This is a genomic window from Streptomyces sp. NBC_01241 (genome assembly GCF_041435435.1).
GTDB lineage: Bacteria > Actinomycetota > Actinomycetes > Streptomycetales > Streptomycetaceae > Streptomyces.
Genome location: NZ_CP108495.1, coordinates 47,605 through 65,527, shown reverse-complemented (window position 1 = coordinate 65,527; position 17,923 = coordinate 47,605). Strand labels below are relative to the sequence as shown.

General features: G+C 71.0%; 19 protein-coding genes. 10 read left to right on the top strand and 9 right to left on the bottom strand.

Going from position 1 to position 17,923, the window contains the following annotated elements:
- Positions 1–2: 2 nt before the first annotated feature.
- The 3 genes from OG306_RS40530 to OG306_RS40520 form a co-directional block, all read right to left on the bottom strand.
- The gene (locus OG306_RS40530) at positions 3–551 is read right to left on the bottom strand and encodes a hypothetical protein (RefSeq protein ID WP_331720870.1); all 549 of its coding nucleotides are present in this window, start codon (positions 549–551) and stop codon (positions 3–5) included.
- 121 nt (positions 552–672) lie between these two features.
- Positions 673–1,032 carry a hypothetical protein gene (locus tag OG306_RS40525; protein ID WP_371666334.1) on the bottom strand — a complete coding sequence of 120 codons (360 nt, stop codon included), beginning with the start codon at positions 1,030–1,032 and terminating at the stop codon, positions 673–675.
- Between the two features lie 78 nt (positions 1,033–1,110).
- Positions 1,111–2,355, bottom strand: a complete 1,245-nt coding sequence (locus tag OG306_RS40520) for a hypothetical protein (protein ID WP_331720868.1) — start codon at positions 2,353–2,355, stop codon at positions 1,111–1,113.
- A gap of 219 nt (positions 2,356–2,574) precedes the next feature.
- Here OG306_RS40520 and OG306_RS40515 point away from each other — a divergent pair, with 219 nt between their 5' ends.
- Positions 2,575–3,000 (top strand): hypothetical protein, encoded by a 426-nt coding sequence (locus OG306_RS40515; protein WP_371666333.1) that lies wholly within the window; start codon positions 2,575–2,577, stop codon positions 2,998–3,000.
- 101 nt (positions 3,001–3,101) lie between these two features.
- Positions 3,102–3,701, top strand: coding sequence for a hypothetical protein (locus OG306_RS40510; RefSeq protein WP_371666332.1), 600 nt, complete (start codon positions 3,102–3,104; stop codon positions 3,699–3,701).
- A 30-nt stretch (positions 3,702–3,731) separates the two neighbouring features.
- Here OG306_RS40510 and OG306_RS40505 read toward each other — a convergent pair whose 3' ends face one another.
- The 5 genes from OG306_RS40505 to OG306_RS40485 form a co-directional block, all read right to left on the bottom strand.
- A complete protein-coding gene (locus OG306_RS40505; protein WP_331720865.1) occupies positions 3,732–4,064 on the bottom strand; it encodes a hypothetical protein in 333 nt (110 codons plus the stop codon).
- A 119-nt stretch (positions 4,065–4,183) separates the two neighbouring features.
- Positions 4,184–4,909: a SpoIIE family protein phosphatase gene (locus OG306_RS40500; protein ID WP_331720864.1), complete on the bottom strand. Its 726-nt coding sequence runs from the start codon at positions 4,907–4,909 to the stop codon at positions 4,184–4,186.
- 136 nt (positions 4,910–5,045) lie between these two features.
- Complete coding sequence (locus OG306_RS40495) at positions 5,046–6,143, bottom strand: tyrosine-type recombinase/integrase (RefSeq protein ID WP_331720863.1); 1,098 nt, start codon at positions 6,141–6,143, stop codon at positions 5,046–5,048.
- Positions 6,143–6,466 (bottom strand): hypothetical protein, encoded by a 324-nt coding sequence (locus OG306_RS40490; protein ID WP_371666331.1) that lies wholly within the window; start codon positions 6,464–6,466, stop codon positions 6,143–6,145. The genes OG306_RS40495 and OG306_RS40490 overlap by 1 nt, the downstream gene beginning before the upstream one ends.
- Positions 6,467–6,573: 107 nt before the next feature.
- Positions 6,574–7,893 (bottom strand): helix-turn-helix transcriptional regulator, encoded by a 1,320-nt coding sequence (locus tag OG306_RS40485; protein WP_331720861.1) that lies wholly within the window; start codon positions 7,891–7,893, stop codon positions 6,574–6,576.
- Between the two features lie 370 nt (positions 7,894–8,263).
- Between OG306_RS40485 and OG306_RS40480 the strand changes: the two genes are divergently transcribed.
- Genes OG306_RS40480 through OG306_RS40460 form a run of 5 tightly spaced genes read left to right on the top strand, consistent with a single transcriptional unit; the run spans position 8,264 to position 14,322 of the window.
- Positions 8,264–9,433 carry a cytochrome P450 gene (locus OG306_RS40480; protein WP_331720860.1) on the top strand — a complete coding sequence of 390 codons (1,170 nt, stop codon included), beginning with the start codon at positions 8,264–8,266 and terminating at the stop codon, positions 9,431–9,433.
- A gap of 26 nt (positions 9,434–9,459) precedes the next feature.
- Positions 9,460–10,866: a peptide ligase PGM1-related protein gene (locus OG306_RS40475; RefSeq protein WP_331720859.1), complete on the top strand. Its 1,407-nt coding sequence runs from the start codon at positions 9,460–9,462 to the stop codon at positions 10,864–10,866.
- Positions 10,867–10,880: 14 nt separating this feature from the next.
- On the top strand, positions 10,881–11,852 hold the full coding sequence (locus OG306_RS40470; RefSeq protein WP_331720858.1) for an aspartyl/asparaginyl beta-hydroxylase domain-containing protein: 972 nt from the start codon (positions 10,881–10,883) through the stop codon (positions 11,850–11,852).
- A gap of 29 nt (positions 11,853–11,881) precedes the next feature.
- Positions 11,882–13,033: a glycine amidinotransferase gene (locus OG306_RS40465; protein ID WP_331720857.1), complete on the top strand. Its 1,152-nt coding sequence runs from the start codon at positions 11,882–11,884 to the stop codon at positions 13,031–13,033.
- Entirely contained in the window at positions 13,030–14,322 is a 1,293-nt protein-coding gene (locus OG306_RS40460; RefSeq protein WP_371666330.1) for an ATP-grasp domain-containing protein, read from the top strand. The genes OG306_RS40465 and OG306_RS40460 overlap by 4 nt, the downstream gene beginning before the upstream one ends.
- Here OG306_RS40460 and OG306_RS40455 read toward each other — a convergent pair.
- Entirely contained in the window at positions 14,283–15,269 is a 987-nt protein-coding gene (locus tag OG306_RS40455; protein WP_331720855.1) for a phosphotransferase family protein, read from the bottom strand. The two genes, OG306_RS40460 and OG306_RS40455, sit on opposite strands and share 40 nt — an antisense overlap.
- A 182-nt stretch (positions 15,270–15,451) precedes the next feature.
- Between OG306_RS40455 and OG306_RS40450 the strand changes: the two genes are divergently transcribed.
- The 3 genes from OG306_RS40450 (at position 15,452) to OG306_RS40440 (ending at position 17,897) form a co-directional block, all read left to right on the top strand.
- Positions 15,452–16,624 (top strand): hypothetical protein, encoded by a 1,173-nt coding sequence (locus tag OG306_RS40450; RefSeq protein ID WP_371666329.1) that lies wholly within the window; start codon positions 15,452–15,454, stop codon positions 16,622–16,624.
- A gap of 219 nt (positions 16,625–16,843) precedes the next feature.
- Entirely contained in the window at positions 16,844–17,545 is a 702-nt protein-coding gene (locus tag OG306_RS40445) for a zinc finger domain-containing protein (protein ID WP_331720853.1), read from the top strand.
- A gap of 130 nt (positions 17,546–17,675) precedes the next feature.
- The gene (locus tag OG306_RS40440) at positions 17,676–17,897 is read left to right on the top strand and encodes a hypothetical protein (protein ID WP_331720852.1); all 222 of its coding nucleotides are present in this window, start codon (positions 17,676–17,678) and stop codon (positions 17,895–17,897) included.
- Positions 17,898–17,923: the final 26 nt, after the last annotated feature.

Here is a 17,923-nt window from a genome sequence, read left to right as displayed (position 1 = left end):
GGTCAGGCGGCGGCCGGGACGAGTTCCAGTGCCCGGATCAGGGCGCCGATCCGGTCGCGCGGGCACCCGGCGACCGGGGCGCTCAGGACGAGCAGCCACCGGACCACGTTGGCCGGGACCGGGTTCCACTCGCCGAACGCGACCTGCGTCAGCCCGGCCTCGGCCGCCCAGATGCGCCGGGCCTCCGTCTCTCCCCCGCGCATCTGCCCCTCGATGAGCAGGTGCGCCACCCGCAGGGCGGGGATGTGGTTGCCGTGCTGGAGCTCGCGGTACGCCGCGGCGGCGGCCTCGCCGTCCTCGTCGCCCTGCTGGCCATGGGCGAAGAACTGGGCCAGCAGGACGGCGGCGAGCTGGAGTTCGTCACGGGCCACCAGCTCGGCGGTCACCGCCGCCAGGAGTTCACCGGCCTCGTCCGGCGACTGCGCCGCCGTGGTCAACGTCCATTGCAGGAGCTGCCGCACCGGCAGGGACTCGATCAGCTCGGCGGGCCCCATCTGGAACGAGCCGACGAAGGTGAGGGCGAGGTTGAACGGATTCTCGGGCTTGGCCATGCGGACATCCTGGCGGACCTCGTCCCGCAGGGTGGGGCCGGTTCACCCTTGAGCACACCGAAGGGCCGCCACCCAAGTTGACGGGTGGCGGCCCTGGAGTCCTCGCTGCGGAGAGGCCGGACTACACGACGCAGGCGAGCGGCACGTAGCCCTTGATGCCCCGGTAGGTGATGTACGACCAACGGTTGTCGTTCTTCCAGCCGCAGAGCGAGTAGTTGTCTGCGAGCTTCACGCCGCAGGTCACATACGTTGCCTTCGCGCCCTTCGGGAGAAGGCCGAGGGCTGTGGCGTTGACCTTGGTGGTCTTGCGGATCTTGACGCTCTCGTGGGCCACCGCCGGGTTGAGGACGCATCCGGCCTTCGCCTGCACCGTCGTGGCGCTGGTCTGCGCCGTGGTGGCGGATGCGGTACCGCTCGCGAGGATCAGCAGCCCTGCCGCGGCGGCGCCGGTGAGCGCCGGGGTCAGCCTCTTCATCTTCATCAACAACTCCCCGTGCTTGATCACGAACCTTGATCGATTCGGACCCTACGCGAGACGTATCGCCAGGATCGACCGCTTTTACGACCGCTCCAGGGCGTTCAGCAGCGGTTCCTTGTACCCCGCGGCGGCGAGGTCGTCGTTGGCGAGCTTGGCCTGGTGGAGGAGTTTGAGGGTGGCGGTGTGGTCGGTCCGCGCCCAGGCCGCCCGCGTCGTTTCCCGCAGGGTGCGCCGGGCCCGCAGCACCTTGGGGTCGGTCTCGTCGCCGGCAGACGCGCGAGCGGCGTGGAAAGCGTCGACGGCCTGGACCACCTTCGCCATCGCGGCGGCCGTCTTCTTCTTCTCGACGTCCTCCGGCAGCAGGGGGTTGAGCACCACGGCCGGGCCCCAGTGCGGGGTCTTCGCTCCGGCCGCCTGCTCGGCGGTGTAGGCGGTGCGCTGTTCCTGTACCCCGAGCCGTAGCTGCTCCAGGCCCTCCGGGAGCTCCCAGCCCTTCCCGCCTCTGCCGGTCACCGCGCCCTTCAGTTCCCCGACCTGAGCGACGTAGCTCTCGATGAGCCCCTTCCTGCCCAGCGGGGTGCCGCGCCGGTAGGCGCCGTGACCGTGCGAGACGAGCAGGGCGTTCTTGCTGCCTTGCAGGCCCGCGATCAGCTGGGCCCTGATCGGCAGCCAGTTCTCCAGCGCCGCCTGGGTGATGGGCGAGACCGGCCAGACCTCGGTGAGGTGCAGGTCCGAGGCGACCGCCTGCGGGTTGCGGATGATCTTCACCCAGGACAGATCGGGAGCGAGATCGACGATGCCGCAGGTGCAGAGTTCGCCGGTGCGGGGGGCGGCGTCCAGGACCAGGCCGACGACGACGAGCATCCGGGCGAGGCCGGGATCGGAGGGCTGCTTTTCGACCTGCGCCTTCAGCCCGTTGTGCAGCTGGCTGCGGGCCCAGGTGGGCATCGTCGGCTTCCGGGGCGGCTTGGGGTAGGACTTGGCGCCGCTGGGGACACCGGCCTCGCGGGCCAGCCGGCGCAGGATGCTCGACCTGCGCCGCTGCGAGGTGGTCACGCCCTTGGGGTTGTTCTTGTATCCCCGCAGGCGCAGCTCGCCGTCGTCGGTCAGCTCGCACAAGGCGGTGGCCCCGGGACCGAGGAGCTCCCGCAGTGACGTGCCGTACCGCTCCTTGTAGTCCTCCCGCTCCAGCGCCTTCCGGATGGTGCGGTGGACCCAGCGGACGTGATCCGCGACGGAGTCGGTGGTGTCCGGATCGTCCAGCACCTTCTGGACCAGCGCGGGCAGTTCTTCGACCGCCGGATAGCGGTCCTCGTCAGTGCTCATGGACACTCTGGCCTCCTCCGGGATTACGATTCCAGGTTAATTATCCCTCTGCCGGCTGGCCATTCTGCACTATCGGGCGTCAGCTCGTCTGCCCGTTCTTCACTCACGGGTGGTCCCCGCCGCCCGTACACCAGATCAGGCCGCTTCCAGTCAATCCCCCGGCCCGGCGGAGGTGCTGCGTCCTACCCTCGTCGGAGACGACCGATGAGGGGATCGCACGTGACGATGCAGTTGCCGGACATCTTCGAGACCCGGCAGGTGAAGGCGTTTCGCGATGCCCTCATGGCCGGTGATCTGGAGCAGGCCAAGAAGATCGAGGACCACCTACTGGCCGAGGCGGCGACGAGCCCCGAGGACCGGGAAGTCCTAGCCGACCAGCTGCGCGCGTCGATGCTGTTCCGTGCGTATGTCGATGCCTCCGGCGCCGGTGACGAAGCAACAGCCCTGATGTTTCAGGGGCTCCTGACGACGATGTGTTCACCGGAGACGGTCCGGGCGACCCTGATGAGCGGGCTGCTCTACTCCGGTCTTCAGCTGGGCTCGCTGCCGGCGGAAGACCACGACCGCCTGACGGCCTGGATGAAGGAGGCCGACGTCGGCGAGGAGATGAAGGCCCGCCTGGCGGGCATCAAGCGGGCGGCGTAGAGCGACCGGCTAGCAGTGTCAACTTTTCGGTGACACGGGTGCTGGAGTGTCGGCGCCCCGTGCGATGCTGCCGGACGAACACCCGCCGCAGGAGGTAGACCGTGACACACCCGGCCGTGAGGGCGCGCTTCGGCGCTCCGGCACCGGACAGCAGCCTGCCCTTCGTCGCGTCCCTCTGCGCCGTCGGCTGCACGGCGGCGGCCGTCACCGTCACCGCCCACTCCCGGCTCCTGTTCGATCACCTGTGGCTGTCCGGCGCACTGTGGGGCGCCGCGGCCGCCTTCGGCTACGCCGCCGGGTGGGGCCTGTTCCGCCTCCTCAAGTTCCAGCAGCGCGCACTGACCCCGAAGCTCGCCATGATCTCGCTGGTCCTGGCGTTCGCCGCGGTGTGGGGCGTGAACAGCATCGCGTCGCACATCATCATGAGCGCCTGGAGCCGGTACCTCGCGGAACTCGGCGGCCCGGGTCAGTGCTTGGCCGGTACGCCGTACGGCAACGACCGGGCCAGCGTCATCACCTGGGCGGCCAAGGGCGACGACCGCATGGAGGTCTGGCCGGGCGGGCCGGCCCCGAAGGACACCCCGAAGGGGTACAAGTACCCGGCGCTCAAGCTGAAGCACGCCGTCAACGGAGGCACGCGCCCCCTGGCCCCGGCCGACGACGCATCCCGGGACCTGCTTCGCTCCTACGGCTGCCGCTGAGCGTTCGGCGGCCCCGTTCTCTCGGCACCTTCACGCGAGGGTGACCTGAGCGGCGTGCAGGCTTCCACTCGAACGAGGGACAACCGCCCCCTGCGGCGCTGCGGCCAGCCGGGCGTAGTCGAGGACCGTGGCCCACAGCCACCGGGCGCTGCGGTCGTCCCCGGAGCTCATCGCGCAGGCCGCGTTCCCGGCCGCATGGCCCCACAGATCCCGCTGGCGGCCGCCGTGTTCGGCCTCGGCCGCCCGCAGCGCGGCGACGAGAGCGGCGGCCGGCGGCGGCTCTCCGGCGTCCTTGTCCAGCCACGGGCGTACCGCCTCGGCGACGGCTTCCGCCGTCTCCCGGGAGAAGGAAGTCTCACTCATGGCAACACCATGCCCGTCTGCTCCCGGCGGGCGGGCACCCCCGGGAGCAGACGGGCGGCCCCCGTACGGAGGCATCCCGCCGCCCGGCCGCCGGACGACGAAGGTCCGGCGCGGCTCGATCAGGCGGCCGGACGGAGCAGGACGATCACCGTGCAGTCGTCGCGGTACCCCTCGCAGTCCTCTTCCGCGGCGGCGACCAGAGCGTCCGCGAGGGCCTGCGGGGCATCCTGGTGGGCGCGGCACAGGGCCGTCCAGGTCTCCGCGTCCACCTGGTCCGAGACCCCGTCCGACACCAGCAGGACCAGGCGCACCTCCTCGGGGATTTGCACCTGTCGGCACGTCGCCGCGGACGCCTGCGCCAACCCGAGCCGGGACCAGTTGTCATGCAGTTCGGCGTCCAGCTCTACCGCCGAACCGCCGTTGATCCGCAGCCACTGGCCCATCGTCTGGTCGGTCGACCACTGGGTGAGCGCGGCCCCGTCCCAGCCGTACGCCCGGCAGTCCCCGATCCAGTGGACGCTGACCGCCTCGCCCGGCTCCATGCAGGCGTAGACCGCGGACGCGTGCGGCGGCCGGTCGTAGGCCGTGGCCATCTGTCCGGCGGTCATCAACGCGGCCAGGCCGCCCGCCGCCGCCCCGATGTGCGTGATCACAGCCGGGGCGAGCGCTGCGTACCTGACCACGTCCGGGTGGTGGCCCGCACCGTCCACCACCGCGGCGCACACCTTCGTGCCGCGCCGCTGCACGTCCGCCCCGTCCGCGCAGGGCGGTTCTGTCCCGGGCCGCTGGGCCCGCCCCACCACGACCGCCCCGGCGTCCACGGCGTTCTCGTTCTTCTCCACCATCGTCTTCTCCCCTGCCTCGCGGGAGAGGGCCGGACGGCCCGCTCCCCCATAAGGCCGGCGGCGAAAGAAGACGGCGCTACATGGCGCTACTTACCAAAACTGAGGCTGGTGTGGCGCATGAGGCGACCCCAGAGCATCAGGCCGCGAGGGTGAGCCAGCGCCCCAGCTGCTTGCTGATCTTGTCGACACCGGCGGTCGCGTGCCGGGCCCGGCGCTCCTGGTCGCCACGGCGGCGGATGTAGGAAAGCGTCGTCGCTGGATCGTCGTGTCCAGCGAACTCCTGGATCTCCTCCAGCGGCGTGGCATCGTCATGCATGTGGGTCAGGCGGCTGACCCGCAGCACGTGCGGGGTCAGGTCGCGGCCGGTGAGGACTCCCGCCCGCTTCCCGAGCCGGGTGAGGATGCGGTCGACGTCGTGGCGGTCCAGGCGGCGGCCTTCGGAGTCGACGAGCAGCGGCCCCTTGGTCCGGCCGTCGATGAGGAGGACCAAGAGCTCGGCGAGCATGTGGGGGACGTCCCACCGCCTGCCCTTGTTGCCCTTGCGGGTCAGGTCGATCACGGGCTTGCGGCCGTCGCGGAAGTCGGCGACGTCGGCCTCGCACCATTCGCTGACGCGGCCGGCGAAGGTGTAGACGAGCGACGTCACGACGACGTCGCGCAGGCACTCCGCCCAATCGAAGAGAGATGCGAACTCGTCGACCTCCAGCATCGGGGTGGCGGTGGTCTCGTCGTGCCGGTCGATCTTCGGCCGGTTGTGGCGGGTGACCGGGTTGGGGATGTAGGTCTGCGACTCCTCGGCGGCGAACGCCGTCAGCGAGGACAGTGCGGACAGGCGGCGGGCGATGCTGCGGTTCGCTCGCTCTCGCTTCTCCTCGCTGAGCCGCCAGGTCGTCACGTCCCCGCGGGTGATGCACCCGATGTAGAACCGATCGTGCCCGAGCTCTTGGGCGAATCCATGCCAGAACCGCAGGTCGTCGGCATAGTTCCGCTTGGTGTTGATGCTGGGAATCGTGGAGGACGCGAGCCAGCTCATGACGGTGGTGAACGCCTCGGCCGTGCAGATGTCGCGCAGGATGTCCATGCGGTAGCGGCGCGGTCCCAGTTTGCGGTCCTTCGGGTCGCGCGGGGCCACCTGCCCGAGATCCTCGCGGATCTTGGCAAAGGCGTCCTCCGCCCGGGTCGGCGCCCGCATGACGTCGCCGGCAGGACGCTGGGCGACTTCCGGGCGGGGCATCACGGCCGGAAGTCCTGCCGGAAGTCCGGGTGCCCGGAGAACGCGGCGAAGGCGATACAGCGAAGTGACCAGCCGAGAGCCTGCATCTGCCCGGCGAAGAAGCTGTGCCGGTCGTCGTCGCGGTGCGGGTGCTCGAACTTCTCCTCGAACTCCAGCAGGCTCCGGTGGACCCCAGCCAGAAGACGCTCCTCTTCCTCGCCCGCTGCCTTCGCCCGCTCGGCGATCCGGGCCTTGAGGAAGACGACCAGAGCGCGGTCGCGGTCCAGGGCTGCCTCGTCCTGGACGATCATCTGGAACTTCAGGGCGGTTTCCCCGTCGGTCATGTGCCCCTCCTTGCTCTCGATCCCCAAAGCTACCTGCGGAGGTTCGCACCTCCGGCGTGGACGTACAGGTAGGCAGGGGGCGGCAGGGCCTCGGCTCCGGCTTCCACTCAGCCGGTAGCGCGGAGCCGTTCGAGCAGCTCGGCGACAGGGGGGCTCTGGGCGTACCGCGAGAGCTCCGGCTCCAGGTCCCGGATCATCGTCACGCACCGGGGAGCATCGATGCGGCTGGCGAGGTCGAGGGAGCGTGTGGCTGTCTCGGCGGCGATGTCGGGTTCGCCGTCCCGCAGGTAGGTCTCGGCCTGGTAGGTCAGGAACACGGACCTGGTCTTGGAGCGGGTGACGGGCAGCAGGGCAATGCCCTCGTCCATGAGTTGGTGGGCTTGGCGGTGCTGACCAAGGTCCGCGAGGCAGCGGCCGCTGTCTGCGGCCAGGTCCGCGTGTGACATCCAGGAACACCAGGCAGGGGCCGGGTCGTACGAAGGAGTGTCGAGGGCCTTCTCTGCGGCGGTGAGGGCCCGGCGGCACAGACCGTTCTCGTCCAGGACGGCGAGGGCGCGGGCCTGGCGCAGGTGAAGGAGGGACCGTGCCGCAGGGTGTTGGGTGCGGGGGATGGCGTGTTCGAGGATGGCCGCCGCGGTGCGGGCGTCCTTGAGCCACAGCAGTTGGTACGCGAGGTCGGAGAGGATGCCCGCGCCGAGGTCGCGCTGATGGGCGGTGTGGGCGTTGTGGAGAGCGGCGTGCCAGAAGCGGCCGGCGGAAGCGTGGCGGCGTTCGTCGAAGTGCTGCCAGGCGATGGCCTGCGAGAGAGAAGCGGCCAGGGTGTGCAGCCGCTGCCCGGCGGCCGAGGTGTAGCGGGACTCGCTGATGAACTCGGTGACGGTGTTCAGGTGCGCGTCGAGCAGATGGCGGGTTCGGCGCCTGCGTTCGGTGGCGAGGCGGATCAGCTCCGCCCCGGTCCCCTCCAGCCAGTCGAGCATCTCGGCATCGACTTCACTGGGGGCGGCGAAACGTGCAAACCGGCTTGGCTCGGTGACGGCCCATTGGTGGGCGAGAGCGGCCAGCGATCCGCTGGTGTAGGCGATGAACGACCGGCGGTCCAGGGAGGTCATCAGGGCCTCTCGGAGTGAGGGAACGGCGTTGTGCGGCCCCAAGGGCAGCGGCATGTCCTGGCCCGGGAGCCAGTTGGGCCAGCCGAGATGAGCGACGGCCGCGTAGTCGATGCCGAATACCTCGGCGATGAGCGGCTGGGACTCGTCTTCGTCGGGTTCGGCGCGGCCGGTCTCCCATTTGGAGACCCGCGATCCTCTGGTTCCTGAGCGCAGGCCGCGACGCGCGGCGGCCTGCCGGATACGGCGGGCCAGCTCCTCCTGCGACCATCCGCGCTCGTTCCTGGCGTGCGCGAGGGGGTGGCGGATTTCGTCGTCCACCCACCCATTGCACCACCCTCTCCGCGCCCGGGAGAGCCGTTCCAGAAGACCGGGGATAGGGCGGGGATAGGGGTTTCCTCTGTGCCCCGGGGCTGGCGCCCGCTGTACTCGTCGTGTTCCGCCCGGCACCCCGCGTGAGCGGGCGGAGCGCGGCGACGAATCCGTTCCCTACGGCCTTGTCCCGCTCGCCGGGCTGCGTCTCCCCCGCCTGGCGAGCGAGGGCCCGACCGGAGCCTTCATCACCGCCGGACGCCACCACCACCGACGCACAGGGAGGGGTCGCCATGTCGTACGACCACTGATTCCGAGGAACCCCCGGGGCGGGCCTGCTGCGGCGGGCCCGCCTCTCCCGCTCTGGAGAGGACCCGCGATGCCGTCCGTGACTGACCGCTATGACCCCTTGGCCGCGGAGATCCTGCGCGACCCGTACCTGGTGCTGGCCGAACTGCGCGACCGTCAGCCGGTGTTCTGGCACACAGGCATGGGCTCGTGGGCGCTGACCCGGTACGCGGACAGCGTGCGCGTACTGCGCGACCACGCGTCTTTCGCCCGCGACCCGCGGCGCACCGGGGGCACGGTGCCGGAGCCGTCCTTGAGCGTGCAGACGCTCGATCCCCCGCAGCAGAGCCACGTCCGCTCGCTGTTCATGACCGCGCTGCGTGCCCAGGACCTGACCGGTGTCGAGAGCCGCGCCCGCCGGCTGCTGCGCGAACGGCTCGACCAGCTGGCCGGGGTCGGCACGTTCGATGTGATGGCCGAGATTGCGGTGCCGCTGTCCGTGGCAGTCGTGGCCGACCTGCTCGGCGTCGAGCCCCCGCCGTACGAGGAGTTCGCCGCGGTGTCGGACGCGATCATGCGGAGCATGGACGGCGGCCTCAACCCGGCGCTGGTCGAGCCGGGCCGCATCGCCCGGCAGCAGTTGAGCGACCTGGTCGACTCCTGGTTCACGGCCTCGGCCCGGCCCGGCCTGCTGGCCCAGGTGCGGAAGGCGGCGGCTCCCGACTCCGATGCGCCGAGTCGGCTGTACGTGAAGAACACGGCACGGGTGATGTTCCAGGGCGGCTACAGCACGATGGCGGCTGCCGTCGGCAACGCCGTGCACACCCTCCTCGCCCACCCCGGAGCCCTTGAACAGATGCGGGACCCGGCGCTGCTGGCCACGGGCGTGGACGAGCTGGTGCGCTTCGACGGGCCGGTGCAGGGCACCACCCGCACGGCCGTGTACCCCTGCCGGATCGGCGGCGTCGACATCAAGGCGGGGCAGAAGGTCGTCCCCTTGTTCGCGGCGGCCAACCGCGATCCGGATGCCTTCGTGCGGGCCAACGAGCTGGTGCTGGACCGTTCCCCGAACCCTCATCTCGGCTACGGATGGGGGCCGCACGCCTGCATCGGAACGACCGTTGCCCAGGCAGGGCTGCGCGCCCTGGTCGCGGCGCTGAACGACCATCCCGCCCGGCTGGCCGCGGCTGGCGACGGGGTGCGGCGCCGCACGGCGACCATGCGGGTCTTCGACACGCTGCCCGCTCTCCTCCTCCCCTGACTTCCGCTCACCTCCTGGAGTCCGCTGTGCGCATCCTCATCGGCAACCACATTGATCCGTCCATCCGCGAGCGCCACGACATGCGGGCCTGGACCCAGCGACTGCTCTGGTTCGCTCGCCCGGGTGACCTGCTCATCCTGTGCTGCGAGCCGGATGCGGAGTTCGTCGACTACGCCCTGACCCACACCGGCGTGAAGCGCGAGGACGTGACCGTGCTGACCGCGCCGCCCGGCGCCTGGGGGGACCGGCTACTTGATCCCTCCTCCCTGACCGTGCCCGCGTTCGTGGAGCAGGTGCGGGCCGCGCTCGGTCCGGCCGGGCCGGGGGCGGCGAGCGAGGTGTTCGCGCTGTGGCCTTCGGCCGCCGTGGCGCGGCTCGCCGACGCCCTGGGCTTGTCCGACCGCTTCCCGGGCGCGGCGTTCTTCGGGCAGGGCGGTGGGGAGATCGGGAACAACAAGGCGAATTTCCGGGCCGTGGCGGCGGCGGCCGGGGTGCCGATCCTGCCGGGCCGCATCTGCCGCAGCCTCGCCGAAGCGACCGAAGCGACCGGCGCGTTGCTGAAGGACTCCGCGTCTGGGGCCGTCGTGGTCAAGCAGGCCCACAACGGGGCCGGCGTCGGCAACCAGCTCCTCGTACGCGACCCGGGGATGGCCGTGGATCACGTCGGTGCCCGGCACCTGCACCACCTCGCCCCGGGCGCGGACGGCATAGCCGCGTACTGGGCCGAGCGGTGGCCGTGGGCGAGCGGGGAAGACCGCTGGCCGGTCGTCATCGAGGAGTTCGCGCCCGGCGCCGACGCGGTGTACTCCGAGCACTACGCCTCTGACGGCGGCACCCGGGCCACTGAGACGGGGCGCCTGCTGTACGTCGGGCGGCGCCTGAGCCACCAGGTCGTGCCGCTCGACGGCGTCACGGAGCCGACGCGAGCGGCGTTGCTGGAAGGCGGGGCCCTGCTGGCCGACGCGTACCGGGCGTTCGGCTACCGCGGGCACCTGAGCGCGGACGCCCTGGTCCTGCCCGACGGGAGCGTGGTGTTCACGGAGGTCAACGCCCAGGTCTCCGGGTCCTTGCACATCTACCAGTCGATCGCCCACGGCATCGTCGACGTCACTGCCGCCCCGGCCCGGCAGGTGGTCGAGTACCACGTCCCGCCCACCTGGTCGGTGCCCTCCTTCACCGCCTTCCTGGCCGCGCTCGACGAGCTGGGCCTGGCCTACGATCCGGCCACCCGGACCGGGGTGATCGTCTCGATGCCCGCCATCCCCCTGGGCCCCGGGGAGCCGGTGCAGTTCGTGTTCTGCCTCGCCTACGACCCCGCCGAGGGCTACACGGGCACCTTCGACCGGCTCGACGCGCGGTTCGCGAGTGTGCCCGCCGGCACCTACGACGCCAGCCAGCACATCGGCACCGGCGCCGTGTCCTTCTCCTCCTGACCAGGAGTCCACCCATGACCACCTCGCTCACGGCGGCCGCCGAGGCCGCCCAGCTCCTTCCCGTCTTCGACTCCGAACGGCTGGCCGCCGAACTCGCGGCCGTCACCGCCCACACCTGGAACGTGCAACGCACCCATACCTTCGGCGGACAGGTCGGCCAGCCCGCCGCGATCGACTGGCGGGTCCTGCCCCTGCGCAGCCTCGGCGGTGATCCGGAGCGCACCGACCCGGGCGGCCCCGGGCCGGAGCCGTTCAAGGCGACGCGCTGGCTCGACCACCTGCCCTACCTCGCGGAGGTCCTGGACTCGGTCCCCGCCCCGCTGAACGCAGTGCGCTTGATGGCGCTGGGGCCGGGAGCCGTCTCGAACCCGCACTGCGACCCCAAGTACCGCCTGGACCGGGGCATCGTGCGCCTGCACATCCCCGTGGTCACCGACCCGGGCGCCGTCCTAGTCCTGGACGGCGTCGAACACTGCTGGCAGCCGGGCACCTGCTGGTACGGCGACTTCTCCCGCGAGCACCTGGTGCGCAACACCAGCCAGACGGTGACCCGGGTCCACGTCGTGATCGACGCCCTGCTCACCGCCGACCTCGCAGCCTGGTTCCCCGACTCCTGGCAGGACCTGCTGACCCACGGCGAGATCCTGCTCAACCACACGAGCCCGGCCGATGCCCCCGCATGGCCCGGTGGACTGCCGTACGAGGCGCTGCTGCCGTCCGGGTTCGCGGACTTCGACGCACCCGCCCCGCTGGACGGCTCCCTCATTCCCGCCCGCATCGACCGCGCCGACGGCGTCCTCGCCCTGACGATCGCCGGGCGCACCTTCGCCCTCGTCCCGGCCGATGGCACCGAGTTCCGGTTCTCCGGCTGGAGCGAGCAGCGCACCCTCCAGCCGGACAAGGACGGCACCGGCCTGACCCTGCGGGTCCGCCGCGGCCGCGCCCTTGCCGACCGGCATGTGACCGCAGCGCCCCGCACCCCCTGACCCGCACCGCACTCCCGAGAGGAACGCCCATGCCCCGCCTGAACAGTCACGACGACTTCACGCCGCTCCAGGAGGTCATCGTCGGGTCCGCCGCCAACTACGTAGGGCACGACCGCGACGTCAGTTTCGAGCTGTTCCACCACGAGAACCTGAAGGGCTTCCGGTCGGACTGGGCCTATCCGCGCCTGACGAAGGCGGCGGCCGGCCACCGGGAGAGCTGGGCCATCAAGGCGCGGTACGCCGAGGAGCTGCACGAGGACGTGGAGGCCCTGGCGGACGTCCTCGCCGGTCTCGGGGTCGCCGTGCACCGGCCGCTGCCCCTTCCCCCGGACGCGAAGAACATCGCGGGCCTGGGGTGGGAGGCTGCCCCGACCCCGGCGTTGAACGTCCGGGACAACACGCTGATCCTCGGCAACCAGATCATCGAGACTCCGCCCGCGATCCGCTCCCGCTACCTGGAGACCCGGCTCCTCTCCCCCGTCTTCAATGCCTACTGGGAGGAGGGTGCGCGGTGGACGACGATGCCCCGCCCGACCCTCACCGACAACTCGTTCGACCTGTCGTATGCCCGGGACACCGCGACCACCCTGGGCGGGCCGACGGAAGCCATCGAGGACCCGCGGCCGAGCCCGTACGACGTCGGTGTGGAGATGATGCTGGACGGCGCGCAGGTGCTGCGGCTGGGCCGCGACCTGGTCGTCAACGTCGCGCAGGAGAACCACACCCGGGGTGCCGAGTGGCTGGAGAGGCATCTCGGCCACGAGTACCGCGTCCACCGGGTGTGGCGGATGGCGGACAACCACATCGACAGCATGGTGCTTGCCCTGAAGCCCGGGGTCTTCCTGGCCCGCCACGACGGCATCCGGGACCTGATGCCCGAGCCGCTGCGCTCGTGGCGCTACCTCGTGCCGCCGGAGCCGGACGCGGGCGCGTTCCCGGTGTACGACGACTACGAGGACCTGGTCCTCACCAGTCCGTACATCGACCTCAACGTGCTCTCCGTCGACGAGCACACGGTGTTGGTCAACGAGGAGTGCACCGGCCTGGTCAAGCTGCTGGAGGCCGAGGGCTTCGACGTGGTGCCCGTACGGCACCGGCACCGGCGCCTGTTCGGGGGCGGCTTCCACTGCTTCACGCTGGACACCCGCCGCACCGGCGGCTTCGAGGACTACCTGTCGTGAGCCTCCCGGGCGTGCTGTTGCTGGACGCGGCCGGCCCCGAGGCGGGTCTCCTCGCCACGGCGGCCGCCGCCCGCGGGCACCAGGTCCACGCCGCGACCACCGCCGCGGCGTACGCGGACTACAGGCCGGAGTTGAAGGGTCTGCTGGCCGGGCGGGTCGTCACCGACTTCGCCCGGCCCGGCCGGGCTCTCGACGAAATCGCCGCGTTCGCGCGCCGCCGCGGTGTCGGCGCGGTGCTGACCGTGAACGAGTACCTGACCGAACTCGCCGCGCGGCTATGCGCCGAGTTGGGGGTGCCCGGCAACGATCCGGTCCGGGCAGGAGCGGCCCGGGACAAGGCCGCCATGGCCGGGGCGTTCACGGCGGCCGGGGTCCGCGCCCCGCACACGGTCCTCGTTCGAAGCGATGCTGAACTGCGGGCGGCGCTGGCAGACCCCCGGGTCGGCTTCCCGTGCGTGGTCAAGCCGCGGTCCGGGGCGGGCTCCGCCGGCGTCACGGTGGTGACCGACGCGGTCGGCGCGAGCGCGGCCGCCGATGTCGCCCGTGAGTCAGTGGGCATGTATGGGAGCGGTGGCGACTCGGGCCTTCTGGTCCAGGCGTACGCCGCCGGGACGGAGTACAGCGTCGAGTCCTTCACGCAGGGCGGTGCCACGACGCACCTCGCCGTGACCCGGAAGCAGGTGACCGGCGGCGCGAAGAGGGTGGAGACGGGCCACAGCCTGCCCGTCTCCCTACCCCCGGCCATCCAGGCGGCCGTGTACCGGGAGGTGGAAGCGGCCATCCGCGCGGCTGGGATCAGGCACGGGGCCTCGCACACAGAGGTCATCGTCAGTGGGGATGGGCGGTGCATGGTCATCGAGATCGGCGCCCGCCTCGGCGCCGGGCAGATCGGGCTCCTGATCCAGCACGCCCTGGGCATCGATGTGTGGGCGGCGCTGCTCGATGTCGCCCTCGGCCGTCCGGCCGCGCTCGCCCCTTCCGCCCTCGGATATGCAGCCGTGCGGTTCGTGACCAGTCCGCACGCCGGGCGGCTGACGTCGCTCTACGGCTTCCCGCGGACGGGGCCGGGCGTTCCGTTCGTCCGCTGGCGTGCGGCAATCGGCGGCCTCGTCCGCGAGCCGGGCGCCAACGGTCACCGGCTGGGGTCGTTCGTGGTCACCGGCCTTGATGCCGATGAGGTCGAGGAGCGGGCCGACGCTCTCCTGCGGCGGGTCCGTATCCACGTGGAACCGGCTCCGGAGAACACCGGTCAGGTCAGGCCGGCGAGCACCTCGGCCATCGCGCCGTAGCTGTCGCGGACCGCGTCCACCTTGGCCAGCCGGTGGCGCTCAAGGCGGATCGCGCCCAGGTGCCGGGCCTCGTAGACCCGTGCCCGCCACACCGCTGCGGGCGATCGGTCCGGCGCACCGTAGGAATCCCAGAACGCGGTCCGCTCGTCCTCCTTGGCCGTGGCCATGCGGATGGTCCAGTCAGCGGCCGGGTCACCGAACCATGTCCGGTCGAAGTCCAGCACCCCAGTGATCACCGGCTCCGGGGCTGCCGGGTCCATCAGAGCGTTGACGGTCCACAGGTCCCCGGTCAGCAGCCTCGGTTCGGTGACCTCGTCGAGCAGGGCACGGTCGTGCGCGGCCACTGCGGCGACCTTCCGTACGTCGGCCGCGTCCAGGCCGGCGCCGTCCAGGTCGGCGGCGATCTCCTCCAACGAGGTGATCACGGCCTCGCTCCACGTCCCGTGCCCCGGTCCGCCGACGGGCCCGAAGTGTGGGCCCCGCACGTCGTGCACGGAGCGGGTGACGGCTCCCATCTGCCGGAAGAACGTCGGCCACGCGGTACGCGGGTACGTCCCCAGGTGCTCCGGTGCCGGGACGCCTTCCAGGTGGGTCTGGATCATCCAGTCCCGGGTGATCACCTCGTGCGACCAGTCCGCGGCGAGCACCTGCGGCATCAGCGGCGCGATCACAGACAGCCAGGGCTGGCTCGCGTACTCGTTGCGCATCAGCTGGTGTTCGCTGCGGAACTGGCGGCTCTCCGGTGGCGCGGCGCGCAGGATCACAGGCTGGGGCTGCCCGGCCAGGGTCAGGCGATAGACGTTGTTATACATGCCCGTGCCCAGCTCGACCGCAGAGGTCACCACGGCCGAGGGACCGAAGGCCCGGCGACAGACCCCTTCGATCTCCCGTGCTGTCAGGGGCTGCTGAAACTCTTCCGAAGAGCGCTCGACCGGCTGGAAGTCCATCTCACTCACCTGTGTGCACCGTCCTGGACGCGCGTCATCCTGCCCTCCGCAACCTACGCTTCGCTGCTCCTCGTGGGCCGCCGAACCGCGAGAACCGCGCACGCGCCTCACTCCCAATCTCCGAAGCCTTTCCATGTATGGATACCTTGCTTTCCACTCATCGAGAGCTTACCTTTCCGATCATGGATAAGGGAGAGCTGAGCCGTAGGTTGACCAATGTCCGAACCAGCCACCGCCAGGTGCAGACCCTCAAGCGGGAGCTGCACGCTGCGGAGCGACAGCGGGACCGCGATGTCGCCGGGCTCGATGAGTTCGCCCAGTCCCACAAGGAGGCCAAGGCCGAGGCCAGCCGGCGCACGCTGGCCCGGGAGTTGGGGGTCACCCACCCGGTGATCAAGAGCATGATCGAGCGGGCGGGGAGGGACGCCTACCCGGTGGACCCGACGCGCCTGATCCCGGTCCTCTCCGCCTCCGAGGCCGCGCGGTACGTCAAGAGCGGCGCCTTCGGTCACGTCACGGGCGCGACCGCGGCCTTCACCGAGACCGACATCCTGCTGGAGTCCGGCCGGCACCCGAAAGCGTTCGCCGACGGCACGCGGATCGCGGCGCCGAACATGCTGCTGCGCAACGCGGAGGGCGAGCTGCTGGGGGTGGAGGAGTGCCTGGCCGGGTACGGCGGCACGGGGCCAAGCAACAGCTTCCGGCTGCTGCAAGAACTCGGTTGGCGTGAGGAGGTCGCTCGCGAGGTCCTGCACTACCGGTTCATCGAGTTCGACATCGAGCAGGGCGTCGTCCGGACGAGCGAGGAGAGCCTGCACCACTGCGGGGGGAGCCTGGAGTACACCGACGGGCACCTCGTCGCGCGCCTGCGTCGCGGCCGCCCCTGGACCCCCGTCGGCCGGACCGCCCCCGTCGGCGACCCTCTCGGGCTCCGCACGTGGGTCGACGAGATCCTGACGAAGCCGGAGACGTACCCCTGGGTGGCAGGTCCTCGCGTCGCCCGGGTCTATCTCAACCGGGACACCGCCACGGGGTTGCAGGACCGCATCCGCTACCGGCCCGGCGTGCGGAACAGCCCCTTCAGCGTCGTGATCGAACAGGGCGAGCTTCAGCTGTGGTGCAGCGCCATCTATCCGTCGGACTGGGCGGAACTGCTCTCCAAGGAGCAGCTCGACGTCCTGGCGGCCGTGGACATGTACCCGGCCGACGTCGAGCCGAGGGGCTGGCTGGACAAGTTCCTCCCCCGCCGCCGGGAACGGCCTGACTACATCGACATCTCCGCAGACGGCACGAGCGTGCTCCAGCACGAGCCGGACGGCTCGGAGCTGGACGGCGAGACCTTCGAAGGGGCCTGAACCGTACGAACAGCGCACCCCGACATCACGCATGGCGGACGGCCCGCGCCGGGCCCGTCCGCCATTGCGCTCTCACTCAACTCCCCCATCACCCCAGAACCGCAACCGAGAAGCCCCAAAGGTGGTATTGTTTTCCTTGCTGGAAGGGGATGGCACTCCGACCGGCTCCACCACTCGAAATCTCGTACCAGGGGGCTCATCCCCCGAATTGGAGAAGACTTGCTGAACCACAACGACACCGCGCACGAGACCGCTGCGGAGTCCGACGTCGCCCACCTCATGGAGGGCCGCAACATCACGCTCGACGAGATCGCGGTGGAGCTCGCCGCGATCGAGCTGCGGCTGCGGCAGGTCGCTTTCGCGGCCGAGACGCCCGCCACCCCGGTCGAACTGGAGCCGATGATCGACACGCTGCGCTCGAAGGCCGGGCAACTGCGCGAGATCAGCGACGAGGCCGGCAAGCTCGCCAGGATCGTCGAGGGCGATGTCCCGCTCGCCACGAAGTTCTCCGGCGTCGGCGATCCATGGGGGGCCGCGGCGCGCGGCACGGACCGCGAGGACTTCGGCGGGCCCGCCGTCGTGCCCTCCGCGCGACAGCTGATCCACCTCGCCCACGGGGCCCGGATGCCGGGAGCGGAGACGACCACGTACCCGGAGGCCATGAGGGGGATGCGGGTGATCTGGGAATCTAAGGCGGCACAGGCCCGGCGGCGGCGCGAGCGGGACGCGGCGGTCGACGTCGAGGTCCTGGCGCTGGAGTGCGAGACCTGCCACGTCGGATCGGGCGAGCACTGCGTCACCAAGAACGGCCGGATCTCCGAGCGGCCCCACACAAAGCGGATGCGGACGGCGGAGGCCAACGTCGACGCCCGCCTCGGCTACCTGGGCGACAACCCCGTAGCCGTGCCCGGCGTCGACTGATCTGCCGCTGACGGCCACAGCTGAAGGACCCCGTACCGGCTTCCGGTACGGGTCCTTTCGCGTGAGCGGACAGCCACCCGGTCGGGCGGCGCGAGGTGCGGAGAGCAGGGACAGGGCTGAGCCTGGGGGGATGACCCCCGCCGCGAAGCTGGTCGTGTATCCGCCTGATGAGAACGGCTGGCGCCGAGTCCGCTACGACGGCGTCGCGATCGGTGTAGCGCACCGCCCCTCGGATATCCGGGCCTTCCTCGCCGCGGCGGGGATGGAGGAAGCGGAGGACGTGGACCTGACCGACCCGGGGTTCGTTGAGTGGCGGGGCGCCGGCCCGGAGACATGGGAGCCCACCCGGTAGGTCGCGGGGCTGCCTTCTCGACACGA